This is a genomic window from Streptococcus sanguinis, assembly GCF_020729765.1.
In the GTDB taxonomy this organism is placed as follows: domain Bacteria; phylum Bacillota; class Bacilli; order Lactobacillales; family Streptococcaceae; genus Streptococcus; species Streptococcus sanguinis_Q.
The window spans coordinates 21149-46003 of sequence record NZ_JAJEPD010000012.1; the positions used below are offsets into that span (position 1 = coordinate 21149).

Genomic DNA, 24855 nt, shown 5'->3' on the forward strand with positions numbered 1-24855 from the left:
ATCTTACTCACTTTCTCGAATCAAATTGCGGATGGTCTGCATGGTCACATCACAAGAAGCCAGCTCATCTGCACATCGTTTCAGCTCGCGGACAATCCGCTTGCTGTCTTTAATCTCATGCTTGTACTTCATCTGATGCTCTAAGCTGGCCCAAGAGTCCATAGCAATGGTCCGAAGCTGGATTTCTACAAAATAGCGGCCGGGATTTTGACCATGGCAGTCCTCATAAGGAGTCTCCACCTCTAATATCAAGTGGTAGGAGCGATACCCATTAGGCTTGGCAGCTCGGATATAGTCCTTTTCCAGAACAATCTCACAGCCCTCCAGCTGACGAAGCACCTCAATAGTCTGATAGATGTCCTCAATAAAACCGCAAACAATCCGAATCCCAATCGCATCACGAATTTCTTTCAGGGCAGACTCTGGCACCCTAGGCAGATTCTTGCGTTGACATTTCTCTGCCATACTGGCTGCCTGCTTGACCCGTGCATTAAAATGCTCAAAAAGCTTCTGCCCTGTTTCCTGCTTAACTCGATCATTAGCATCTTGAATACGCTGACTAAGATCATCTAAAATCTTGGGCAGGTAGACGCCGTATTTCCCATAAATATCTTGCTCTTGCATACAGTTCTCCTACTTTTCTAGCTTATTCTCATTATAGCATAACCATCTGTCTTTTCTCTATTTTTCCCCTGCTCTTCTTATCTAGCCTACACTCTCTGTCTTAAAAGAAACGAAAAAAGAACCAGTCTTCTAGCCAGTTCCTTTTGGTATTTATTAAACGGTTTTTTCAACCTTGAGAATTTTAACGTCGTAGCTGCCAACCGGTGTTTCGACTGTTGCAGTATCGCCCGTCTTTTTGCCAATCAGAGCTTGACCAATCGGGCTTTCATTGGATACCTTGCCTGCGAAAGCATCTGCACCAGCAGAACCAACGATAATGTAAACTTCCTCTTCGCTTTCGCCTACTTCTTGAATGGTAACTGTTTTGCCGATAGCTACCTCGTCCTTGGCTACAGCGTCACTGTTTACAATCTCAGCGTAGCGGATCTTGGTTTCCAGACTAGAAATCTGTCCTTCCACAAAAGCCTGTTCGTCCTTTGCAGCTTCGTATTCACTGTTTTCTGACAAATCGCCGTATGAGCGGGCAATCTTGATACGTTCTACCACTTCTGGACGACGCACCAATTTCAGTTCTTCTAATTCTTTTTCTAGTTTTTCCTTTTCCTCTAGGGTCATAGGATAAGTTTTTTCAGCCATTTTTTCTCTTTTCTTTTATTTTATTTTAAAACTAAAACAAGAGGCTGAGACAAGTCTGTATCAGTCCCTTTTTTATATATATAGCAGGACTGAGAAAGCTTGAACTAAATGCACTAGCTTTCTCTCGTCTGCAATGACAGCAGTCTAATTAGAACTGCTGCTGGATTGAGTGAGCTTGCTATTGACATGCTCCTCAACATTTTTAGCGTGTTCCTCATAAGTATTGGCGAAGTAAACAGCACCTGTTTCAACATTTGCCACAAAGTAGAGGTAGTCCGTCTTACTTGGATTAATGGTAGCCTCCAGAGCAGATAGGCTGGGACTATCAACTGGCCCAGGCATAAGCCCTTCTTTTTTATAGACATTGAAAGGCGAGTCGATATTGGTATCAATCTCAGCGTCCTCTTTCAGAGTCGTTTTCTTTCCTAGCTTGCCTTGAGCATAAAGGATAGCGATATTACTCTGAAGCGGCATCGCTTGATTGAGACGATTGTAAAATACACTGGCAATATCTTTACGGTCCTGGTCTGTCGAACCTTCTTTTTCCACCAGAGAAGCAAGAGTCAGAACTTCATTAACCGTCAAGTTCTTTGATTCAATAGTAGAGTAGTAAGAAGACAGATTGGTATTCATAGCGCCCAACATCTGGTCAATCAAGCTTTCCAGATCCGCATCCTCACCATAGTTATAAGTGGCAGGGAAGAGGTAACCTTCTAAGCGGTACTTGACTCCACTGTCCTTGCTTGGCAATGTGCCCAGCAGCTGTGGATATTTAGCCGCCATCTTGGAAATGAAAGCTTCATCCTGCACCTTAGCTAGGAAATCTTCCTTACTAAAAGGTGTCTTACTAGTCTTCTTAGAAGTTGCAGCTGCATTAACCGTCACAGCCTCTGCAATCTGCTCCACTGTGTAGCCTTCAGGAATAGTAACCTTACCAACAACTGGTGGTTGCGGTGTATCTGTTCCACCTTCCTGAAGCTGTCGAGCAATGGTATCTAAGTCCATGCTCTTCTGGAGATTGTAATAGCCGGACTGGTAATTGTTAAAGCTTTTAATCTTGGAATAGAGACTAAAAACTTGGGCATTTTTAATCAGCCCCTTTTTCTCAAGGATTTCTCCAATCTGCTTAGAGCTAGAGCCTTCTGGTACTTCAACCGTCACATATTCTGTTGCGTTTGCATCAACAGGTTTAAGAGCTGAAGATACATAAGTATAGCCGACAACTCCTGTGACCACAAGTCCCAGCAGGACAATCAGCAGAACCGTTGTCATAATCCTGCGGGCTAATGTATTTTGGCGTTTTTTCTTGACCGTGTTGTTGGCCCGATTAGCCCGAGATAGGACCTCATTGGGCTTCTTATCTTCCTCATCCAATCGGCCATAGACCTGAGGGTAAGCCTTTTCATTCTCTGCAACCTTGTAGGAAACATCTACCGAAGCCGGTCTAGCTTCAAAGTCGTCCGCAGCTGCTGTTTCTTTTGCAGAAGCAGCGTCCGCTTCTGATTGGCTAGTTGAAGAGGGAGTTTGTTCTTCCTTTTCTCCAGCTAAGTCTTTCAAAATCTGCTCTTTAAAGCTCAGATTCTTCTCTTTGTCTTGTGATTTTTCAGTCAAAAATTTGACCTCCTTCATCATAATCCCTAACATTATATCTTAAAAGTCAGATAAATGCAATAAGAGTAGGATTTTCTAGCTTATTATTGGTCTTTTTGCAGTTTGAGACTAGGATTTTCCCAGACCATATCAAACCAAGTAGCACCTGCGTAAGTTGATTGTGACAAACCTTCATTTACAAAAGCATGCTTCTCGTAGTAAGCGATTAGGTAATCATGACAGGTCAAATTGATGCCATGGCGTTCATCTGCTATAGCAATCTCTTTCATAGCTACCAATAGCTTGCGACCGACCCCCATCCCCTGAGCCTCCTTCGAGATAGAAAGGCTGGTCAGAGAGATAAAGCCACCGTCCAGATGACCATAATCTTCAATCTCCTCTGTAAAGGAAATGTCCTTTAAATAACGTTCTGGACGAACAGGTCCCTCCAGATAGCCTAGAATCTTACCATCCTTTTCCGCCACCAAAAAAGTCGAAGATAGGGTTTGGATATGAGCTGCTAGACTTTCTCGGCTAACAGCCTCTTCTGGACTGAAATTTTCCAATTCGATCGCATAAATGGCGTCTAAGTCAGCCATTTGAGCTTGACGGATAATCATCACTTCTCCTTAAAATTGGGATTTTCCCACACCATATCAGACCAGACGGCTCCACCATGAGTTGAATCAGAAATCCCTTCGTGGACGAAGCCATTCATCTCATAATAAGGTATCAGGTCATCATGACAGGTTAGGCTAATACCTTGCCGGTTTTGCTGAACAGCTATCTCCTTGAGAGCTGCAAGCAACAAGGTTCCGACCCCCTGCCTCTGAAAATCCGGATGGACGGACAGACTTTGGACGGCAATAAAGCCACCTTCTGGAGAATTAGCACCCACCTTGCTAAAGAGATCATCTGTCAAATATCGCGCCTGAACAGCTGGTCCAACAATATAGCCCGCCAGCTGACCATGCAGCTCTGCTAGCAAAAAAGTATCTGGAATCTGCTCAATCCGCTCTTTGAGAACTTCTGAACTGGCTGCTTCTGCTGCTGGAAAATTCAGCTGCTCGATTGCAAGAATTTCTTCCCAGTCGCTCAAGTCGGCCTGTCTGATTCGAATCGGTGCTTCCATCAAGTCTCCTCCTACTGAACGTTGCTGGTCAGATTGGACAGGAGACGTTCAAAGGAATATTCATAGGTCTGGATGTCACCAGCTCCCATAAAGACATAAACGGCATTATCGTGGTCAAGAAGCGGAGAAACATTATCCACGTCAATAACCTTGGCCCGCTTCACAATCTTTTCAGCCAGATCTTCTACCTTGACATCGCCATTGTCCACCTCACGCGCAGATCCGTAAATCTGAGCTAAATAAACTGAGTCAGCCTGATTGAGGGCTTCCGCAAATTCGTCCAAGAGAGCAATGGTCCGAGTGAAGGTATGCGGTTGGAAAATTGCCACGATTTCCTTGCTTGGATACTTCTGACGAGCTGCATCCAGAGTCGCAATAATTTCCGTCGGATGGTGAGCAAAGTCATCAATAATAACTGTTTCGTTAACAATCTTTTCAGTAAAGCGGCGCTTAACTCCACCAAAGGTCTTGAGGTGCTCCCGAACTAGATTCAAATCAAGACCTGCAGTATACAAGAGACCGATTACTGCTGTCGCATTCATAATGTTGTGGCGGCCAAAGCTTGGAATCTGGAACTCACCCAGTTCTTGCCCGCGGAAAGAAACTTTAAAGCCTGAACCGCTGGTAGAACGCAAGAGGTCGTGAGCAACAAAGTCATTGCCCTCTTCCTTGAAGCCATAGTAGTAAATCGGAGCCTTGGACGTAATTCGGCGCAGCTGTTCATCTTCTCCATAAATGAAGAGTCCTTTGGTAATCTGCTTGGCATAGTCATTGAAAGCATTAAAGACATCTTCCAGGCTCGTGAAATAATCCGGATGGTCAAAGTCGATATTGGTAATAATCGAATATTCTGGATGATAAGGCATGAAATGACGCTCGTACTCGTCCGACTCAAAGACAAAGTACTTGGCATTGGCAGAACCGCGGCCTGTACCATCCCCAATCAGATAGCTGGTATCCGTGATATTGGACAGAACGTGGGAAAGAATACCTGTTGTAGAGGTCTTCCCGTGGGCACCAGCCACTCCCAGGCTGACAAAGTCACGCATGAAGCTACCTAAAAACTCATGGTAGCGTTTATAGCTGATGCCGTTTGCGTCTGCATAGGCAATTTCTACATTGTTATCTGGACGAAAGGCATTGCCGGCAATGATTTCGAAGTCTGGTTGGATATTCTTTTCATCAAAAGGCAGAATGGAAATGCCAGCCTGCTCCAGACCGCGCTGAGTGAAATAATATTTATCAACGTCACTGCCCTGAACCTTATGGCCCATCTGATGCAGCATCAAAGCCAAAGCGCTCATACCAGAGCCCTTAATCCCGATAAAATGATAGGTTTTCGTCATGATTACTCCTTAAGATACAAGGCCATAAAAGCAAGTCCAAAGAGGAAAATCTCCGCAGATCTTCATCAGCCCGCAGGGATTTTCTTTCTTTACAAGCTTTTAGGCACCACCAAAACACCAAAGAAGCCGGACCAACCAGTAAGTCTCAGCTTCTAGCATCGGTCTTCTTCAACCGATGACGGATGTTATATGCAGATAGATTTTACATTTACATAATCAACTAGCAATTTCCTTTATACATCAGAAAACTGCAGGCAGAAAAGACTCGAGCAAGCCAGCTTTATTCGCTGTCCAAGCCTGTCAAGTTCAGCTCTTGAGCCTTGGAATGCTTCAACTGCTCCTCCTTAGCCCTATCCTGATTATAGATCTGACTGGTTTTTAAAAAATCATAATTGTTCTTCTTAGGCTTTTCTTCCGGCTCCTGCGGCTGAGGGCTATACTCAGGCTGAATATCTGCCAAAATATAGTTATCCTGCTGAAGCCTGTTGCCAAACTTCGTAAATTCGCCCGATGTATTCTTTTGAAAAGGGGCTGTTGGCTTCGGTCTTTCCGCATTAGAAGCTGTCGGAAGCTTTCTGTTGCGGACCTTAGTCGGAAGGTCGCTGGTCAGATAAGACGCTGAACGCTTCTTTTTCAAATCTGCCCGAGCTTCCTCGCGTGCCTGCTCAGCATAACGAATGGCTGGGTCTTTCTTGTCAATCGGCTTTTTAAAATCCTTGAAAGCAGACTGCTTTTGCAGCGGTCTTCTGATAGCCTGACTGGCAGCGATGGGAGCATGCCTGCTGGAGTCCACAATCGGCATCCATTCCAAATAATTACGGTCAGTATAGTCTCCGGTAATATTGCTAATGAGATCCAGTTCATCATAAAGATTCATATGCGGCATTTCCGTCAGCATGATTTCATCATCTGACACCAGAGGAAATTGTTTATCAGTCATATCTTTTTCCTTTCAACCCTTCATTATTATAAACTATTCAGGCTATTTTTCAAGCTATTCTGCCGAAATTCCTAGAATTTCTCGAATTTCCTCCACAGAGAGACTGGATTTGGCTTCTGCTCCGTCCAGAATAGTCGAAACCAGATTGCGCTTGCTCTCCTGCAACTCCTGTATCTTCTCTTCAATCGTGCCTCGTGTAATCATCCGATAGACTTCGACATTGCGCTCCTGACCGATACGGTGGGCACGGCCTATGGCCTGGGCTTCAACCGCTGGATTCCACCAGAGGTCGACCAAGATAACTGTGTCAGCACCAGTCAGATTGAGACCGACACCACCAGCCTTAAGGGAGATCAGAAAGGCTGAACGTTGGCCGTCATTGAAGGCAGTTGTCATGTCCTGACGCTCCTTGGCCGGAGTAGAGCCTGTTATCTTAAAGGACTCCATGCCTAGCTTGTCTAGCTCACTCTCGATAATATCCAGCATACCACGAAATTGTGAAAATATGAGGACACGACGATTACCATCTTGTATCTGTTCAAGTAATTCCCGCAAACTTTCCAGCTTACCGCTCTCGCCCTCGTAATCTTCCATAAACAGCTTCGGAGTATCACAGATCTGACGGAGGCGCATAAGACCTGACAGAATCTCTATCTTGCTGCGGTTGATTTCATCTTCTGTCGCATGGATAATTCTGTCCTGCATTTGTTTGAGCAGAGCCAGATAAATAGTCTTCTGGCTATCTGCCAATTCATTGCGATAGGCAACTTCAATCAAATCAGGCAGTTCCTGCAGCACATCTTCTTTCTTGCGCCGCATGACAAATGGTTTGATATAGCGAGCGACTTTCTCAGCCGGCAGTTTTAAAAATTCCTTTTTGCTTGGCAAAAGTCCTGGCATGACAATCTGGAAAATAGACCAAAGTTCTCCCAGATTATTCTCAATCGGCGTCCCAGAAAGGGCATAGGTATGCTCCACTTCAAAATCCCGCAAATACTGGGCAATCTTGGTCTGGTCATTCTTCATCACCTGAGCCTCATCCAAAATCAGATACTGGAAGTGGTTATCCTTGTATTCTTCCACATCCTGCCTGAAAGAAGCATAGCTGGTAATCGTAATCTGATGCTTCTCCGCAATCAGCTCATCACGAACATTTTTTAGACCATACACCACAGCCACATCCAAATGCGGAGCAAATTTAGCAAACTCATCGCTCCAGTTGTAAATCAGGCTGGATGGCGCCAAGATTAAGACTTTCTTAGAATCATCTATACGCGAACTCAGAAAAGAAATCGTCTGCAGGGTCTTTCCTAGCCCCATATCGTCAGCCAAGATGCCACCGAAGCCATACTTATCAAGCATGGATAGCCACTTGACACCCGTCTCTTGGTAATCCCGAAGGTCAGCCTTGACTTGCAGCTGGGGAAGAGGGAATTCCTCAGGGTGAGTCAGGTCAAAGGCCAGCTGCTGCACATCTTTCGAAAACTGTACCCTATCCTTGCCCTTAAAAAACTCTGCCAGTTGATAAGCTGCCAGACTGCTGGTCTGAATGAAGCCATTTTTAGTCCGCTTACTCCGCAGCTGCTGCAAAGTCCGACTCATCTCCTTGGTCTCTTCATCGAAAATCAAGACTTGCCCAGACTTACTGATAAAGAAGTCCTGCTCCTTAAAGAGCGAATCAAGAACTGCGTCAATCTCTGACTGCGCAATGCCAGCAAAATCGAAACCAACATCTAAGAGACCACCATTAAGTTGAACTGAAACATCTGGCTTTGTAGAAGCTCCTATCTCCTGCAATTGATCAGATAACCAAACCTTACCCAATTTTCTAAATGACGGAATAACTTCAGAAAAGAAATGATAAATCTCCTCCGATTTCAGAGGTAACCGTCGACTGACAAAATTGTCAGAAAAACCATTAGATAGCATCGTTTTAAAAATGTCTTGCTCATGATTAAAATCACTAGCATAAGGTAATTTTTCTAGTTCTTCTCTACTCCTTATCTTTCTATCCTCAAATTCAAAAAGGAGTGTTAAAACGATTTCCCGATTTTCCGCTATGTCAAAACTAAAGTGAGGCGTAAATTCGTGTATCATTAGTGATTTCGGTGCTACAACTCGACCTACTTCACTAAACATGGACAAACTGCTTGCTAGTTTAGCTTTATCAGCCCCATCAAACTGCAAATGCTTTTCCCCGTCTTGGGCTATAGGTAAATCTCTTAATGCTTTTATTAAAATGATTTGTTTATGATTTAATTGGTAAAGGGTATTGCCAGATAAAATATACTGACCATCATATAACATTTTATAGTTCTTTTCTGAAACCGTTAATTCAAAGTAATCGGCATTTTCTTCAACCTTAAACTGATAAATCCCAGCATCCTCATGAAAATCCTGAAACATAACTTCTCTATAACTATAGAAGCCACATTCCAACTGGAATGAAGTGAGATTCATTAATAGATTGACGCCTTCTTCAAATAGACTTGCAGGAAAAAATAAATTACGTCCTGTATTTGGAAAAATTAAATTGGATTCTTTTCCTTGGCAATCCTTTACTAACCCCTGTAAAAAAATGAGGAGTTCCTGACTAGCCTCATCAAATTCTTCAAAGCTAATTGATTCATAATAGCTTTTTCCAATTTGATAATATCCTTTTTTTACCATGGTCCTCAAAAAAGATAAAATATCTCGAATGACATAAGAACGTTCATCTGGCAAACGCGAAATTCTCAGAGTCCAAAGAATATGTCCAAGGTAATCATCTTCTTGACCAAAAGCAGATAATTCATATCGAATATCCTCTTTAGATTTTTCAGAAAAGATTTTATCTAGAAATAAACTTCCGAAAGATACTAATTTTTGTGTTTCCTGCTGTGAAGTTTCTTTTTTCTCCATATTTTCCAAAAAAGTCTTACCATCTATATCATTTTTTAGAAAATATTCTAAACCAGCTAAATGAGCACAGTATTTTTTCTTTTTAAAAAAATCGCAGGAACAAAAAATAGCATCATCATTTAAACTATACCGTAAATTTTGTTCATCAATCCGAGTGTATAAAAAAGAATCCTTGGCTTCTATAATTTCAATTTTTCCAGCTTCGGCTAAGTTTATTCCTTCTGTCCGAATCTTACCAGGAATTAATTTTGCCATAATTACCACCTTATATTTATCTCACCATTATACCATACTTTCGATATAAAAAATAAAAGTAAGCATTTATGCTTACTTTTATTCTCAACTATAAATATAATTTAAAATCAATACTTTACAATCCCTACTTCCGCTTCCTTGCAATCAAGTGAATCGGAGTTCCTTCAAAGACAAAGGCCTTGCGGATTTGATTTTCCAAGAAACGCAGGTAAGAGAAGTGCATAAGCTCTTCTTCGTTGACAAAGATGACAAAGGTTGGCGGTTTGGTCGCTACTTGAGTCGCATAGAAAATCTTGAGGCGCTTGCCCTTGTCAGTCGGTGTCGGATTAATCGCGATAGCATCCATGATAACGTCATTAAGCACTGCTGACGGAATACGCGTGTTTTGGCTTTGACTAATCTGCTTAATCATGTCCGGCAGCTTATGGAGACGCTGCTTGGTCAGGGCAGAGACAAAGATAATCGGTGCATAAGACAGATACTGGAACTGGTCACGAATATCTTCTTCCCAGTCTTTCATGGTATGGTTGTCTTTTTCCAGTGTATCCCACTTATTGACAACGATGACAATCCCTTTTCCTGCTTCATGGGCAAAGCCAGCGATTCGCTTGTCGTACTCACGAATTCCTTCTTCAGCATTAAGCACCATCAAAACGACATCTGAGCGGTCAATGGCCCGCATGGCCCGCATGACAGAGTATTTTTCCGTATTTTCATAGACCTTGCCTGACTTGCGCATACCAGCCGTGTCAATCATGGTAAATTCCTGACCTTCACTGTCTGTAAAGACCGTATCAATAGCGTCGCGCGTAGTACCAGCCACAGGACTGGCAATGACCCGTTCCTCACCCAAGATAGCATTTATCAAGCTTGACTTGCCGACATTAGGCCGGCCAATCAAGCTAAACTTAATCATATCAGGATTTTCGACGACTTCTTCATTTGGCAGGTTTTCAACAATAGCGTCCAGAACATCCCCTGTACCAATCCCGTGAACTGAGGAAACTGGGAATGGATCACCCAATCCCAGCGCATAGAAATCAAAAATTTCATTGCGCATTTCGGGATTGTCAACCTTATTGACCGCTAAAATAATCGGCTTATGAGTCTTATAGAGCATGCGAGCCACATACTCGTCCGCATCTGTAATACCTTCCTTGCCAGACACAACAAAAACGATAACATCTGCTTCGTCCATGGCGATCTCAGCTTGGTGTTTGATTTGCTCCATAAAAGGTGCGTCAACATCGTCAATTCCGCCCGTATCAATAATACTAAACTTACGGTTGAGCCAGTTTGCGGTTGCATAAATTCGGTCGCGGGTCACCCCTTCAACATCTTCCACAATGGAAATCCGCTCACCGGCAATCCGATTGAAGAGCGTTGATTTGCCGACATTAGGACGGCCGACAATGGCAATAGTTGGTAAGGCCATGTTTTTCCTCTTTCATTCTTTAGGACAGAGCCAAACTCCACCCTATTTTTCTAATTTCTTTTCTTTGAACAGTTGGTCAATAGCCTGATTTGGCTCCTGACCAAATTGGGCAGCTAGGCGCTGACTCCAGGTTTCCTTAGCTCGCTCGCCAGCATATTCAGTCTGTACGCAGTCATAGGCTTGAATAGTTGCACAATCCTGTTCACGATATTCTTCCTCAAAGACCACTGCTTCATAAGGCAGACGTGGCTTGACTGCATGGTTCTGGTTGGGAGTTCCCAGAGCAATCCCAAAGACAGGATAAGTGTAGTCCGGCAGTTTGAAAAGCTCCGCTATTTGACTAGCAGCATAACGAACCAGTCCAATGATTACCCCGCCATAGCCTAAACTTTCAGCTGCTAACAGGGTATTTTGCCCCGCTAGAGCTGCATCTACCGAGCTAATCAGGAGATTCTCCGGTCCCTCAGGATAAAAGTCTTCCGTATGCATGTGAACGCCCTTTTGAGCACGATTGAGGTCGCCAACAAAAAGCAAGAAGGCCGAAGACTGTCGAATGGCTTCTTGAGGCACTAGGTCAAAGAGGGCTTCTTTTTTCTCTTTGCTTCGCACCACAATGATAGAATAAGACTGAAAATTCTTCCAGCTGGACGCAGCCCGCCCAGCATCAATGATAGCACGTAATTCCTTATCCGAAATCTGCTCCTCCGTAAAGCGGCGGACAGACGTATGAGCTTTCATCAAGTTAATTGTTTCATTCATCGGCGGTTCTCTCCTTCTAGGCGCACCTCCTGAGCCAAAAACTTAATTCGTTCCATAACCCGCTTGGCCTGCCAAGTCTCATCGCCATTCTTAGAGCTGGCAAAGTGACGCTCCAAATCCGCAAAACTAAAGTTAGAAGTAAAGAAGGTTGGCAGATTTTCCTGCATGCGGTGCTGGAGAATGACCTGCAAAATCTCATCTCGCATCCAGGGACTAGACTGCTCTGCACCGATATCGTCCAAAATCAGTACTTGAGCTGTCTTGACCTGGTCAATCTTCTCCTTGACCAAGCCGGAACTGATCGCATTCTTCACATCCAAAACAAAGCTTGGGTAATGTAGCAAAGTCGTTGAAACACTGCGTTTTTCTGACAAATCATGCGCCAGAGCAGCCATCATGTAGCTCTTCCCTACCCCAAAATCACCGTAGAGATAAACAGCCTTCTGATAATGAGGAAACTCAGCAACAAAGTTGGTCAACAGTTCAAAAGCTTTGTAGCGGCCAACATCATCCAGATCCACCTGTGCCAGGCTTGCTTCCTTGAGACTGACTGGTAGACTGATAAGATTGAGACGGCTTCTAATAGCCTCCTGTCTCTCCTGCTCAATCAACTCAGGCGTCTCTTCATAGGCAACATCCGCATAGCCTTCATTTTTCACCAAGATTGGCTTATAGCCTTTAGCAATATAGGTCTCGTCCCCCAGCAAGAAACGGTTGCGTTCCGTAATATACTGGTTAAACTTGGAGACACTGCGCTGAATCTCAGCTTGGGTCAGCTTTTCCTGCTGGATAAAGGCTGCCACATCCGGGTCTGCCATGATTTGCTTGACCAGCTCCTGATAGTCAAACTGCCGCACCCTATTCATATGAGGCATATTCTGTCCTACTTTCTCCATTTATTCGCCTCCTCCTTCAAGTTTGGCTAAGAGCCGACGTTTCTGCTCTTCTAGCTCGGCCTGCTTCTCTGCACTCGTTTCATTTTTATAATCTGGCTGACTCCAGTCAGGTACGTTAGACTTGGTAGAGCCTTGTCCAGATTTAGCTGGACGGTTCTGGGGCTGCTGGTTGCGCTCACGGATTTTCAAGACAGCTTCCTCAGCTGTCGTCACCTTTTGATAAGAAAAATCATTGGCTACCTTGAGGGCATACTTTTCATTGAGATTGGCTGAATCCACCTTATTAAAGGTCAAGAGCAAGATTACGTTGATAACCTCGTCCAAAAGGCCTAATTCAGCTAAATCTAGCAAAAGCTTTCTCTCCGTTCTCGTAATAGCAGCCTGACGGGTTTTTTTAATTTCTGCCAGAAAGACCATTGGCGATGTTCGCTTCGCTTCTTGGATAATAGACTGCTCTTGCTTAGAAAACTGACCTTCTGCTGGCTTCTGAGCTAGCTTTTGCTTCATCCGCTTGGTCGAAATAACCTGAGAAACAGCAGTTTCTCTAGCCAAAACGTAGGTCTCATACCAAGTCCACTTCTTCTGCTCAGCAATTGCAAACAATTCTAGCACATCTTCCTTTTCATTGGCAAAGCGAAGATTGTCCTGAGCCATCCGTTGCTTGAAATACTCCAAGTCAAAATCATTGGCCTTTCGCACTGCCCTTGCTTGCTCAGCTTCCATACCAAACACCTGCATAAAAGGCTTGACCAATTTCTCTCCGCTAGGATTTTCTGGTCGCAGGGCTTCTGCAGCAGCTTCTCCGATTTTCTTTTCCAAGAGCCGGCTGTACACATTATGGCTGAAAAATTCCTCCGCCGTTAAGGTCGGGTGGAGTTGAACCAGATAGTGGTCATCTGTTTGATAAAGATCTACTAGCTTAATCGCCGCTAAACGCTCAAAACTTTCTTCTAAAATATTAAGTCCAAAATCTAAATGATTAAGAATCTGACTGAAGAGGTGCTGCTTTTGCCCATTATCCCCAAAAGACAGCAGATAAAGATAAAGTGCTACTGCTTCTCTCCCCAAAATCGGCAGATAGAGCTTGGTCAAAATAGCAATATCTGGGCTGACTGCATTATTGCGCAAGAAAGAAAACTGATGGTTCGGTTTCATTTATTTGTCCTTTTTCTTCTTGGACCCCTTAGTAATCTGCTTGAGCAGGCTTTCTAGCTCTCCCACATCCTTGAAACTCCGGTAAACACTGGCGAAACGAACGTAGGTGATTTCATCCAGCTCGGCCAGTTCATCCATGACTAAGGATCCAATATATTCACTATTGATTTCATTATCGCTCTGACTGCGGACCTTTTGCTCGATTCGGTTGACAATCTCTTCTATTTCGTCACTAGATACTGGCCGCTTTTGAGCGGAGCGAATAATACCGTTAAAAATCTTATCCCGAGAAAATTGCTCGCGTGTCCCGTCCTTCTTGACAACAACTAGGGTTCTCTCTTCAACACGCTCGTAGGTCGTAAAGCGGTGTTGACATTCCTCACACTCACGACGGCGGCGGATTGTATTTCCATCTTCTGCCTGTCTACTATCTACTACACTTGATTTATTCCCACCACATTTCGGACAACGCATACCATTTCCTCCTAGAATCCTAATACTTCATTATAACACGTTTTCAAGAATAACAAAAGACAGCCGTTTGGAGGGTAATATTTCACCATTTTGCTCTAAAAATGTGTTTATCAAAAATAAAAAGCGAGACAAATCTGTTGCATTCTCAGTCTTGCCTCATCTTTTTACTATTATAATGCCACTTGCACTTCTAAACCAAAGTGGTCACTGACAACAGGGGTTTCTTTACCGTCAAAAACGACAGCGGAGCGCTCAATGTTCATCCCTTGACTAGTGAAAACATAATCAATCTTCAGAGCATGCTTATTATCATCCCAGCCTGCGATAGTCCCTTCTACAGTTGCCTCTCCAACAATTTCTTTTGCAGCAATATGACTATCCTGCAGCTTCAGCGGACTGGCTAAGATGGTCTGGTAGCCTTGCTGGCCGACCGGATTGTTGAAATCGCCCATGAGGACCAGAGGAGTTTTAACCTTGAGAAGCTCTGCTTCAAGCTTAGCCCATTCCCCCTGAAAGCCTTTGTCCCACCAAGACAGATGGCAGGAGGCGATTGTCAGCAATTGACCTTCTACCTCAGTCTCGGCTAGCAAGACCTTGCGGGTATGGTAATCCGTAGGATCATTAGCCTCTGATACCAGAACTTCTCTAGGAGCCATAGGATTTCTAGATAGGATTGCCACTCCTTCGTTATAAATATCAAACCCAATATGATTATAGGCCCAGGACCAATGATAGTCCAGTCCTGCCTCAGCCAACTTTTCTACCAGACATAGAGCAAAATGGTCTTGATGGATCTCAATTGCACCCTCAACCGCCTGATAGAAAGGAGCCTGAACAACCTGTTCAGACTCCGTTAATTGATTGACTTCCTGCAGGCAAATGACATCATATTTTTCTTGAAGAATGCGTTCCGCAAGCTGATTAAGCTTGGTTTCTTGCTCTTCTTCCATCCAACTATGAGTATTTAATGTCAGGAATTTTGCCATGATTTCTCTTTTCTATATTACAATTCAACCTTAGCAACAACTGTCTTAGCAGATGCTTGACCAAGTTTTTCTACTGTCACAGACTTGATAGCTGCTGCATTTGTGAAGACTACGATTGTTGAAGTTTCACGTCCTGCTTCCTTGATTGCTTCCAAGTCAGCTGTGACTAGAAGATCTCCAGCTACAACCTTTTGACCTTCAGAAATATGAACTTCGAAAGGTTTACCTTCAAGGCTGACAGTTTCCAAACCAATATGTACCAAGACTTCTAAGCCGTTATCTGTCACAAGACCGATAGCATGCTTGCTAGGGAAGACGCTAGTTACAGTACCAGCAACTGGTGAATAAATCTTACCGTTTTCAGGCTCAACTGCAAATCCGTCGCCCATCATTTTTTGTGAGAAGACTGGATCTTTAACGTTTGCCAAGTCAATGACTTGACCGTCCGCAACAGTTTCAACCTCCTCAGTCACACCTTTGTAAGTAACTTCGGCAGCTGCTGATTCTGCTTTTTGGCTAGGAAGTGTTTCAGGAATCACTTCACCAGAATCCAACAAGTCTTGAATATCAGATTTGAGAACGTCGGCTTTTGGTCCGTAGATAGCCTGAACGCCTTGGCCTTTCATAACCAAGCCCATAGCGCCTTCAGCTTTCCACTGTTCTTCTGTTCCAACTTTTTCAGCATCTTTGACAGTCACACGCAGACGAGTCATACATGCATCTACATCTACGATATTAGCGCGACCACCCAGAAGGTTGATAACATTTACTGCTTGAGATGCTTCAGCAACTTTACCACCAGTTGACTCTGATGAAGAAGCTTCATCTGAACCGTCTGCTGTTTCATAGTTACCATTACGTCCTGGAGTTGCGTAGTTGAACTTCTTGATCATGAAGTTAGAAATGAGGTACATCACAACACCAAAGAGGATAGTTACCCAGATGAAGTTGATGATATCCATTCCTAAGCCAGCATTGATGGCCATAGGAGTACGGGTCAAGAATTCGATAGAACCGAATGAGTGCACACGAAGGTTAACGATGTCAGCCATTGCAAACGCAGCACCTTGTACAAATGCATAAATGATATACAGCGGTGTTGCAACGAACATGAACATGTACTCGATTGGCTCAGTAACCCCTGTCAAGAAGGTTGCCAAAGCAGTCGCAATCATCATACCTTTGTATTTGTGCTTCTTGTCAGCATCTACATTGTGATAGATAGCCGCCGCTACCCCCATAAGGATACCGAATGAACCAATCATCTGACCAACCTTGAATCGAGCTGGATGAACTGTATCAAGCAAGTGTTGGTAAGTAGAAGGATCAGCTGATTTCGTACCAACCAAGTCAGTTACCCAAGCCAACCATAGTGGATCTTGACCAGCTACAGTTGTTCCCGCACCAGAACCAGTAATAACGTGATAAACACCACCTAATTCTGTGTAGTTCATCGGAATGGTCAACATGTGGTGCAAACCAAATGGAAGCAAGAGACGTTCCAAAGTACCATAGATGAATGGTGCTAAAACTGGTGCAGTATCTTGTGAGTTAGCAATCCAAATACCAAAGCTGTTGATACCTGATTGAACAACTGGCCATACGAATGACAAAACAATTGCCACGATTACTGAGCGCAAGATAACAACGAAAGGTACAAAACGCTTACCATTGAAGAATGACAAAGCATCTGGCAATTTACGGAAATTATAGTATTTGTTATAAGCTGTCGCTCCAACAAAACCAGCGATAATTCCGACAAAGACACCCATGTTCAGAGCTGGTGACTCCAGAACGCTGATGAAATAATCAGAAACCTTAATAGATGCGCCAAACATTGTTTTAACTACAGCAGCCTTATCTGAGAGCATATCGCTGGTAACACCAAACATAACACCAGTGATACGGTTAATCAGGATAAAGGACAGACCTGCTGCGAAGGCACCGCCTGCGCGTTCTTTTGCCCAGCTTCCACCAATAGCCAAAGCAAAGAGGATATGCAGGTTACCGATAACCCCCCAACCAATCTGCTCTAAGACACCGCCGATAGTGACTAAAACACCTAGATTTGGATTAATCATCGGGATCGATTTACCGATACTAATCATCAGTCCTGCTGCCGGCATAACAGCAACGACCACCATCAAAGCTTTACCGAATTTTTGCCAAAATTCAAAGCTAAAAATGTTCTTGAATGAATCTTTCATCATTCAGACCTCCTTATATTTTTTGCAAACAAGTCCGTTTTTGTGAAATCGTTTGCATGTCGATACTTCTATTATAGCACGATTTTTTATTTTGTAAAGGCTTTTATAAAAATATTTTCTCTTTTTTTGCATTCCAAAGGCTAAAATCCCTTTTTACGAGACATATTTTTGCTATATTTTAACGAAAACGATTGCATAGAATAATCAGAAAGTCCGCATTATTTCTCCTATCAATACTGTAACAAGCGCAAAAAACTCCGTCTCCCTAAGGAGAACAGAGTTTTGAATTTTTATTCTTGCATGGCATAACCAACACCGCGAACGGTTCTGATATAGCTTGGCTGCCCTTCCACATCAATTTTACTGCGCAGATAACGAATATAAACATCTACAACGTTGGTCTCCGTTGCACTCTCGTACTTCCAGACACGCTCCAGCAGCTGCTCACGGCTCATGACCTTATTGCTGCCCATAAGGGTCACCAACAGATCGTACTCCCGCCGCGTCAGTGCGATAACTTCCTCGCCACGGTAAACCGTGTGATTTTTAATATCCACTCGCAGATTCCTATAAGAGGTCGGAATTTTCAAGAGGCTGCAGTGCTGGTCGATAAAGTCACGCCCGCGGAAAATGACAGAGACACGCTCCACTAAGTCACTGATAATGAAAGGCTTGACTACGTATGAAACGGCAAAATGCTGGATTGCTTCCTGCTGCTCTGCAATCTCTTCGCGACTAGCCAGGACGATAATGACGGACGCTGGCTTAATCAAACTCAGCTGCTGAGCAAAGTCGCTGGCAGTCATATCCTGAAGATTATAGTTGAGCAGAAGCAAGTCATAATCGGCATCTTTAGCCAGAGCTAGCCCCTCTTGACCAGTCTCAGCTAAATCTACAAGAAAGCTTTCCTTTTGCAGTTCCAAACTCACAAATCGGGCAAGATTTTTTTCATTTTCTACTAGTAAAATTCGCTTTGCCATAGGCCTATCCTATTTTTCGTCGTACCAAGAATAGTGGTAGGTACCTTCTTTGTCTTTACGGTTATATGTATGAGCACCAAAGTAATCACGCTGTGCCTGAATCAGATTAGCTGGCAGATTTTCCGCACGGTAGCTATCAAAGTAAGCAATGGCACTGGAGAAGGTTGGCACTGGTACTCCCGCTTGCACAGCTAAGCTGACAACATCACGTACTGCCTGCTGATACTTAGCCGTAATATCCATGAAGTATTCATCTAAGAGTAGGTTTGCAAGGTCAGCATCACGGCCGTAAGCGTCTGTAATTTTCTGAAGGAAGCGGGCACGGATGATACAGCCAGCACGCCAGATAGAAGCAATCTCACCGAACGGCAGATTCCAATTATTTTCCTTAGAAGCTACACGCAATTGAGCAAAACCTTGAGCATAAGACATGATTTTTGAGAAGTAAAGAGCCTGGCGGATCTTTTCAATCAACTCTGCCTTATCTCCCTCAAAGGTGAAAGCAGCTGGTTTTGGCAATACCTTGCTAGCAGCCACACGCTCATCTTTGTAGGTAGAAATGTAACGCGCAAAGACTGACTCTGTAATCAATGGCAGCGGCACACCTAGATCCAAAGAAGATTGACTGGTCCACTTACCAGTTCCCTTATTGCCAGCCGCATCCAGAATATAGTCAACGATTGGGCCAGCTTGACCTTCATCGTCCTTACGGGTCAAGATATCCGCTGTAATCTCAATCAGATAGCTGTCCAGCTCGCCTTTGTTCCACTCTGTGAAGATGTCTGCCATTTCACTAGCTGAAAGGCCTAGCAAGTGCTGCATCAGGTCATAACTCTCAGCGATAAGCTGCATATCTCCATATTCGATTCCGTTATGGACCATTTTTACATAGTGACCGGCGCCATCAGGACCGATATAAGTCACACATGGTTCGCCGTCTTCAGGAGCTTTAGCAGAGATTTCTTCCAAGACATCGGCTACCAACTCATAAGCTTCTTTTTGACCACCTGGCATGATAGACGGACCTTCCAATGCGCCCTTTTCGCCACCGGAAACACCTGTACCGATGAAGTTGATACCAGAGTTGGCCAACTCTTCATTACGGCGAATAGTATCTTTGTAGAAAGTATTCCCACCGTCAATCAGGATATCACCCTTATCCAAGTGAGGGAGAAGCGCTTGAATAGTCGCATCTGTACCAGGACCAGCTTGAACCATCAGCATAATCCGACGTGGGTTTTCGATAGAGTTCACAAAAGACTCCACATCATAGCTAGGCACAAAATTTTTCTCAGGATGAGAGGCAATGACGTCCTCTGTCTTATTTGCTGAGCGATTATAGATGGCAACTGTATAGCCACGAGATTCGATATTTAGGGCAAGGTTACGGCCCATAACAGCCATACCAACAACACCAAAATTTGCTTTAGTCATTATGTTCTCCTATAGTTTGTTTGTCTTATTTTATCATTTTTAAGGCTTAAAAGAAAGTATTAAGTCGGAGACTTATGAAAGGGGGGAGGGATAGAAAAACAGTATCTTCAACAACTATCATTATTATTCTATTTACTTACCCAGCCGATGGCATCACTAGGTGGGGTTTCGGTATCAATCCAGATGAATTCAATACCGATTTCACCATTTTTAAACTTAGTTAAGCGAATACCGTTGATTTCAAGTTCATTGAGTCGTTGACCTGTCAAGACTTCTCGTTCTTTCAACTGGAAAACACCACGCAAAATCCACTTTCCAAGAATTTCTTGCTTATCAGTTGATTGAATCGCCTTACCAGCTTCTTGGTTTATGTAGGCATTGATGATATCACCAGAAGATAAGAATCGTAGTTTAAAAGTTCTTTCTTCTTTGGGCAGAGCTAGTTTTTTAGTGCCAGGTTCAAAAGTCCCAAATCCAGGACCAAAGAAATTTGGTCTTTCATCATGGAAGTTCTTGGAGTCAGGTAGCGGAATGTAAACTTCGCTAACTGGACGATAAACTAACTGTTCAATTTCTTTAATGAGTTTTTCGTTGCCAGTCTCGTGGACAAAGTTAATCAAGCGCTCACGAATAGCCTTCATCTGAGCTTTTTCTTTCTTGCTGGTCCATTTCTTCAAGAGAATTTCTTCTAAAGAGTAGGTCACAAAATCTAGTTCTTCTAGAGATAGACTGTCCTTAAATTTATCTTGAATTTTTAAAATCCGTGGCTCACGGTCGTCTCTGGCTAATTTTGAACCACCGTTAAAGGCATTAAAACCAGAGTTTTCTTCCACATTTCCATGTTTGTCTGTGATAACCCAAGACACCGTTTCTAGGATATCAGATTGTCCCTTTTCAGCTGTCAGTAAATGAAGATTCTCAAACAAAGAAATAGGATCTTCGATATAATGGACGTCCCAAGTATCTACCACAATGTCTTTGTTGTTAAATGTCATGTGGAGCTGGCTGTCAGCTGCTGTGTACTTGTAGTGGTGTTGCCCATCCGTAAAACGGAAATTGGTTGGAGTATTTTTCGTGGTTGAGCCTTTAATGACCAGATTATCAATATCAACTGGTAAATAAGTCGTCTCACCGACAAAAATCTTAGGATTCTCTCCCTTTGATGTCGGCATCAGGACATGATAAACTGATTCGACATTGACTGAATCTGAGTTAAACCCCTTGATCTGTGCCTTGGAGGATTCGATTCTCTGATTTCTCAGAGTAGCAATCTTTCGTGCCAACTCTTCATAGCGTTGGTAGTTTTCCTTGTCCGCTGTTTCTTTATCAGCTGAAATATCTGCATGAAACTTGATATCACCCAACAAGTCCGTCCAGGTTTGAGAGTCTTTCTTAAACTGAGCGATTTTTTGGTCCCCTGACTTAATTCCAAAAGATTTGATACCCACTAGGTACTTATGATTTTCATCTACAACGACAGAGACATCAAAGGAAGTATTGSCGATATCTTCCCCTATGGCATTAAAGGACTTCTGGAAAACAGTCTCCTGAAATTTGGAATTAACAATTGGAGCTACATAATTCTCTGTTTGTCCCTCGTCTTCGGATTCTGCCTTTTGAGAGAAAGCTTCACTCAAGCTAGCGAAGTTGGTAATTAAGGTTTTGTATTTTTCTTTTTGTTCAGACTTTAGATGTTCCCACATAAGCACCCTCTTTTCTATTTTCAGTATATCAAAAGAAGATTAGATTTTCACTAATCTTCTAGTATATTCGTTAATTGATACTGTAAAACTCAAGATTCCCTTGTTTTTTAACCAATCTCAAATACTCTTCATCTGACAGAAGGGCTAGACCATCATCATAAGACTTGATTTTTTCAAGAGCCTGGTCATAGTTATCTACAAAATCCTTGACATAGGATTGCCCTTCAAATTGACCATTCATCTTGGTATAGATAATGGCGAATTTCCCTGAGCGTTCAAGCTGAGATTGTCGTTGACTTTCGTTTAAAGCCTTGGCAACATTCTCCGCAATGCGCTTAATCACGGGCACAACTACACTGTTTCCAGCTTGTTTGTATAGCTGACCATTAGAAACTCCTTCTGGAATTTTAAAGGATTTAGGATAGCCTTGAACATTAAAGGTTTCTTTCGGTGTCAGTTTACGAATCTCACCACTATCCGTCAAAATCAATGGAACGTTGTGTCCACCTGTTCCCATGTTTGCTGTCAGGGTAGGAACAACTCCGTTTTTATTTTCACGGACATACTGACGGCGCCACTGGTAGACCGTATCCTGGCTGGTAACTTCAAACTTCAACTGGTCATAGAAATTTTGCTTGCCTTCACGGTAGTAGTAGACCTCGTCTAACTGGTCACCAAAGTTAATCACATCCTGAAGAGTCGTAGTCAGCTTGATTTCCTCTGGGAATTCAAACAAGTCATAAGCTTCCTTGGTATCAAAACCAACAATATAAATCCGTTCACGGTTTTGTGGAATATTTCCATAGTCTTTCCCGTTGAGGACCTTCCACTTGATGAAGTAGTTGTTCTCGGTCAAGGCTTCACGAATAACCTTGAAGGTATTGCCATGGTCATGACCGACCATATTTTTGACGTTTTCGATGAAAATAGCACGTGGTTTACGCCACTCAATCATGCGAAGCAATTCGAAGAAAAGATCGCCACGATCATCATCAAAGCCCTTGCGATAACCCGCAATACTAAAGGCCTGACATGGGAAACCTCCCATAATCACATCCACGCGCTCAGCTGGAATATCCTCTGGCTGAACGTCGTGAATGTCACGACCATCCAAATAGGTATCTGGATGGTTTAACTGATAAGTCTGACGCGCATACTTATCAAATTCATTGGCATACACCACTCTGAACTCATTGGTCTGTTCAAATCCCAACTCAATTCCCCCAACACCTGAGAAGAAAGCTGCAATGTTGTACTTCTCAGAGTGGTCCGAACTTACAGAATTTGTCATGTAGTTACCTGCTTTCATTTTTTTATATGTAATTTATTCCATAAATCAATTAACTCCGTCTCTTTATCTTCAATAAACCGTTTAATCATCTGTATATCACTTGTAGGAAAATGTATATCTTTAAGTTCTTTTGTATCAAACCAATATGTACCCAAAGAACTACCACAATATTCTATTTGAATATTATTTTGATCATCTTGGATTGAGAAAACCAAGGAATATTCAGAGTTAATAGGTATTTTGTTAATCAATCTATCTGGATGTACTGTGTTCCAACAGTCAATTAACTGTTGAAAATTTCCTTTTATCCAACCATCAATTTTCTTTTTATCTTTTTTTGGAAAAGAAATATCTCTTTCTTCTAACCCGGGGAGTTGGTATGCCCCCCGCTTTTCCCCCTGATATAAAATATGAAAATGCGGAGGATGATTTTGCTCATTTTTATAAACCACAGCATGATACTGTTTCGTATGATCAATTGTAATTTTCTTTTCACTTTCTTTTTTTGAAAAAACTTCGTAAGATGGTAAATCTATGAAATTATGTACTATAATTTCTTCTTGATGACTTTTTACAACAGTCATAGATAACTTTTTAAAAACATCAAAACTATCTGAGTAAAAAGAAATAAGTAATTTATCCCGTTCAGAGGCTTCGTATAATGCCTTTACATCAAATGCTTTATTTTCTTTCCATTGGTAGGAGATGGTATTATTAATTTTTGAATCAAGATCCCAGTAATGCGAATGATGAATCAAAGATAGTAATTTTTGTCTAGACGTTAACCCTTTACCTACTTTCCCAGTTAAAAAATCATGAAAAGTGTCTTGACTAGTAATCTTAGAGGAATATAAATCAGACTTTGAAAATAAAACATTTTTCTCTCGAGTTAATGTAGTATAGAGAGGAATAAAGATATTATCTAGATATTGTTTAAATTCATAAACATTTCTATATTGTTGATTCAACGAAGAGTCATTTATAATCAGCTCCATAACTATAACCCCAGCATCCTCAATAAATCATTATCGAATTGATCAAATAATCCATCTTGCGGATTGATAACATCTCCTTTTCCTTTTACTTCAATTTCATGATTTAGTGTTTTAAATTCTTCGTCCAGTTCAACAAAATTAATGCCGAATAATTCTTGTGAATTTTTCTTGTCATCAGATTGATCTCTTGATATTGCTACTCTAATTGCATTAAAAACATGATCACTATGCGTTTCAATAAAAAGTTGGCGATTGTGTTCCGCTATATGTATTAAAAAATCTGTTAATGCAGATTGTGCCTTAGGATGTAAATGTAACTCTGGATTTTCAATCAATAAAACATCTCCTTCTTGACTACCTAAACACAATATTAATATTGAAATTATAAAACTAGTTCCAGTCCCTAAATTTTTAGGACGATTGGATATTATATTCCCTCTTACATCATATGTAACTTTCACAAGATCAGTTTGTTCAATTTCTTCTATTTTCAATTTAGTATCAAGAATTTTATTTAACCAATAATTCAATTCTACTAACAAAGTATTCGAACCATCTTGATTCATAACAAAATCTTCATTCAAAGATAATTTTTTATTTTTCTGAAGAAACGAAAATAAATATTGACCATTTGATTGAAAATACTGTTCTTCTGAAAAGGATTCTGGGTAAACATCTTTTGCACCAATTCTATCTGCTGATATATACTTTACTWTGTTAAAAAAATGTTCATTTACATCATAATAAACAATATCACGTGAAATACTTAATTTAAAAACATTATTGTCATCCCTAAGTGAAATTTGTATATCATCTGTCGCCTTCTTACTTTTTATTTCATTGTAATTACCAAGCCTAATAAAATCACCATTCAGAACAGTATTTGTAGTCATTTCATCATTCTTATAATTCAATTTATCTGCCTGAGAAAGTACTAGAATAGATTGGAGAACGGAGGATTTTCCAGATGAATTCGTTCCTAAAAAAAGATTCAATTTTTTTAGTTTTATTTCAACATCTGTAACACTTTTAAACGATTTTACTTTTAGCTGTTTAAACATTAATTTCCCTCAATAATTTTTCCATAATTTCACTTAGGGATGACAATAATGTTTT

Annotated in this window: 21 protein-coding genes; all 21 read right to left on the reverse strand. The window is 42.0% G+C overall.

The window, feature by feature from the left end; all coding sequences use genetic code 11:
* Positions 1–3: 3 nt before the first annotated feature.
* Positions 4–624: a GTP pyrophosphokinase gene (locus K4H96_RS00620; protein WP_223337286.1), complete on the reverse strand. Its 621-nt coding sequence runs from the start codon at positions 622–624 to the stop codon at positions 4–6.
* A 153-nt stretch (positions 625–777) separates the two neighbouring features.
* The gene (gene greA, locus K4H96_RS00625) at positions 778–1260 is read right to left on the reverse strand and encodes a transcription elongation factor GreA (protein ID WP_002894584.1); all 483 of its coding nucleotides are present in this window, start codon (positions 1258–1260) and stop codon (positions 778–780) included.
* 144 nt (positions 1261–1404) lie between these two features.
* Positions 1405–2904, reverse strand: a complete 1500-nt coding sequence (gene mltG / locus K4H96_RS00630) for an endolytic transglycosylase MltG (protein ID WP_223337288.1) — start codon at positions 2902–2904, stop codon at positions 1405–1407.
* 50 nt (positions 2905–2954) lie between these two features.
* On the reverse strand, positions 2955–3470 hold the full coding sequence (locus tag K4H96_RS00635) for a GNAT family N-acetyltransferase (RefSeq protein WP_223337291.1): 516 nt from the start codon (positions 3468–3470) through the stop codon (positions 2955–2957).
* Complete coding sequence (locus tag K4H96_RS00640) at positions 3470–3982, reverse strand: GNAT family N-acetyltransferase (RefSeq protein ID WP_223337298.1); 513 nt, start codon at positions 3980–3982, stop codon at positions 3470–3472. The genes K4H96_RS00635 and K4H96_RS00640 overlap by 1 nt, the downstream gene beginning before the upstream one ends.
* Positions 3983–3993: 11 nt before the next feature.
* Positions 3994–5328, reverse strand: a complete 1335-nt coding sequence (gene murC / locus K4H96_RS00645; protein ID WP_223337300.1) for a UDP-N-acetylmuramate--L-alanine ligase — start codon at positions 5326–5328, stop codon at positions 3994–3996.
* 280 nt (positions 5329–5608) lie between these two features.
* On the reverse strand, positions 5609–6268 hold the full coding sequence (locus K4H96_RS00650; RefSeq protein ID WP_223337302.1) for a cystathionine gamma-synthase: 660 nt from the start codon (positions 6266–6268) through the stop codon (positions 5609–5611).
* Positions 6269–6322: 54 nt separating this feature from the next.
* A complete protein-coding gene (locus K4H96_RS00655; protein WP_223337304.1) occupies positions 6323–9424 on the reverse strand; it encodes a DEAD/DEAH box helicase in 3102 nt (1033 codons plus the stop codon).
* A 124-nt stretch (positions 9425–9548) separates the two neighbouring features.
* On the reverse strand, positions 9549–10859 hold the full coding sequence (gene der / locus K4H96_RS00660; protein WP_011837375.1) for a ribosome biogenesis GTPase Der: 1311 nt from the start codon (positions 10857–10859) through the stop codon (positions 9549–9551).
* 42 nt (positions 10860–10901) lie between these two features.
* Positions 10902–11618 (reverse strand): NADPH-dependent oxidoreductase, encoded by a 717-nt coding sequence (locus K4H96_RS00665; RefSeq protein ID WP_223337306.1) that lies wholly within the window; start codon positions 11616–11618, stop codon positions 10902–10904.
* Positions 11615–12514 (reverse strand): primosomal protein DnaI, encoded by a 900-nt coding sequence (gene dnaI / locus K4H96_RS00670; protein WP_223337308.1) that lies wholly within the window; start codon positions 12512–12514, stop codon positions 11615–11617. The genes K4H96_RS00665 and dnaI overlap by 4 nt, the downstream gene beginning before the upstream one ends.
* Positions 12515–13669, reverse strand: a complete 1155-nt coding sequence (locus K4H96_RS00675) for a replication initiation and membrane attachment family protein (protein WP_223337310.1) — start codon at positions 13667–13669, stop codon at positions 12515–12517.
* Complete coding sequence (nrdR, locus tag K4H96_RS00680) at positions 13670–14143, reverse strand: transcriptional regulator NrdR (protein WP_002894570.1); 474 nt, start codon at positions 14141–14143, stop codon at positions 13670–13672. It lies immediately after the preceding gene.
* A 170-nt stretch (positions 14144–14313) separates the two neighbouring features.
* Positions 14314–15129, reverse strand: a complete 816-nt coding sequence (locus K4H96_RS00685; protein WP_223337312.1) for an endonuclease/exonuclease/phosphatase family protein — start codon at positions 15127–15129, stop codon at positions 14314–14316.
* A 17-nt stretch (positions 15130–15146) separates the two neighbouring features.
* Positions 15147–17339 (reverse strand): PTS transporter subunit IIBC, encoded by a 2193-nt coding sequence (locus K4H96_RS00690; protein ID WP_223337314.1) that lies wholly within the window; start codon positions 17337–17339, stop codon positions 15147–15149.
* Between the two features lie 287 nt (positions 17340–17626).
* Positions 17627–18316, reverse strand: coding sequence for a response regulator transcription factor (locus tag K4H96_RS00695; protein WP_002903255.1), 690 nt, complete (start codon positions 18314–18316; stop codon positions 17627–17629).
* A 9-nt stretch (positions 18317–18325) separates the two neighbouring features.
* Positions 18326–19750, reverse strand: coding sequence for an NADP-dependent phosphogluconate dehydrogenase (gndA, locus tag K4H96_RS00700; RefSeq protein WP_223337315.1), 1425 nt, complete (start codon positions 19748–19750; stop codon positions 18326–18328).
* A 128-nt stretch (positions 19751–19878) separates the two neighbouring features.
* Positions 19879–21453 carry a hypothetical protein gene (locus K4H96_RS00705; protein WP_227956305.1) on the reverse strand — a complete coding sequence of 525 codons (1575 nt, stop codon included), beginning with the start codon at positions 21451–21453 and terminating at the stop codon, positions 19879–19881.
* A 70-nt stretch (positions 21454–21523) separates the two neighbouring features.
* Positions 21524–22744, reverse strand: coding sequence for a DNA cytosine methyltransferase (dcm, locus tag K4H96_RS00710; protein WP_042763165.1), 1221 nt, complete (start codon positions 22742–22744; stop codon positions 21524–21526).
* A 14-nt stretch (positions 22745–22758) separates the two neighbouring features.
* On the reverse strand, positions 22759–23739 hold the full coding sequence (locus K4H96_RS00715; RefSeq protein WP_002920531.1) for a DUF4160 domain-containing protein: 981 nt from the start codon (positions 23737–23739) through the stop codon (positions 22759–22761).
* Between the two features lie 2 nt (positions 23740–23741).
* Positions 23742–24800, reverse strand: a complete 1059-nt coding sequence (locus tag K4H96_RS00720) for an AAA family ATPase (protein WP_227956307.1) — start codon at positions 24798–24800, stop codon at positions 23742–23744.
* Positions 24801–24855 lie beyond the last annotated feature (55 nt).

Excerpts from the sequence above, each read along its gene's own strand:
- K4H96_RS00620 (WP_223337286.1), bottom strand. The coding sequence starts at position 624 with ATGCAAGAGCAAGATATTTATGGGAAATACGGCGTCTACCTGCCCAAG.
- greA (WP_002894584.1), bottom strand. The coding sequence starts at position 1,260 with ATGGCTGAAAAAACTTATCCTATGACCCTAGAGGAAAAGGAAAAACTA.
- mltG (WP_223337288.1), bottom strand. The coding sequence starts at position 2,904 with ATGTTAGGGATTATGATGAAGGAGGTCAAATTTTTGACTGAAAAATCA.
- K4H96_RS00635 (WP_223337291.1), bottom strand. The coding sequence starts at position 3,470 with ATGATTATCCGTCAAGCTCAAATGGCTGACTTAGACGCCATTTATGCG.
- K4H96_RS00640 (WP_223337298.1), bottom strand. The coding sequence starts at position 3,982 with ATGGAAGCACCGATTCGAATCAGACAGGCCGACTTGAGCGACTGGGAA.
- murC (WP_223337300.1), bottom strand. The coding sequence starts at position 5,328 with ATGACGAAAACCTATCATTTTATCGGGATTAAGGGCTCTGGTATGAGC.
- K4H96_RS00650 (WP_223337302.1), bottom strand. The coding sequence starts at position 6,268 with ATGACTGATAAACAATTTCCTCTGGTGTCAGATGATGAAATCATGCTG.
- K4H96_RS00655 (WP_223337304.1), bottom strand. The coding sequence starts at position 9,424 with ATGGCAAAATTAATTCCTGGTAAGATTCGGACAGAAGGAATAAACTTA.
- der (WP_011837375.1), bottom strand. The coding sequence starts at position 10,859 with ATGGCCTTACCAACTATTGCCATTGTCGGCCGTCCTAATGTCGGCAAA.
- K4H96_RS00665 (WP_223337306.1), bottom strand. The coding sequence starts at position 11,618 with ATGAATGAAACAATTAACTTGATGAAAGCTCATACGTCTGTCCGCCGC.
- dnaI (WP_223337308.1), bottom strand. The coding sequence starts at position 12,514 with ATGGAGAAAGTAGGACAGAATATGCCTCATATGAATAGGGTGCGGCAG.
- K4H96_RS00675 (WP_223337310.1), bottom strand. The coding sequence starts at position 13,669 with ATGAAACCGAACCATCAGTTTTCTTTCTTGCGCAATAATGCAGTCAGC.
- nrdR (WP_002894570.1), bottom strand. The coding sequence starts at position 14,143 with ATGCGTTGTCCGAAATGTGGTGGGAATAAATCAAGTGTAGTAGATAGT.
- K4H96_RS00685 (WP_223337312.1), bottom strand. The coding sequence starts at position 15,129 with ATGGCAAAATTCCTGACATTAAATACTCATAGTTGGATGGAAGAAGAG.
- K4H96_RS00690 (WP_223337314.1), bottom strand. The coding sequence starts at position 17,339 with ATGATGAAAGATTCATTCAAGAACATTTTTAGCTTTGAATTTTGGCAA.
- K4H96_RS00695 (WP_002903255.1), bottom strand. The coding sequence starts at position 18,316 with ATGGCAAAGCGAATTTTACTAGTAGAAAATGAAAAAAATCTTGCCCGA.
- gndA (WP_223337315.1), bottom strand. The coding sequence starts at position 19,750 with ATGACTAAAGCAAATTTTGGTGTTGTTGGTATGGCTGTTATGGGCCGT.
- dcm (WP_042763165.1), bottom strand. The coding sequence starts at position 22,744 with ATGACAAATTCTGTAAGTTCGGACCACTCTGAGAAGTACAACATTGCA.
- K4H96_RS00715 (WP_002920531.1), bottom strand. The coding sequence starts at position 23,739 with ATGGAGCTGATTATAAATGACTCTTCGTTGAATCAACAATATAGAAAT.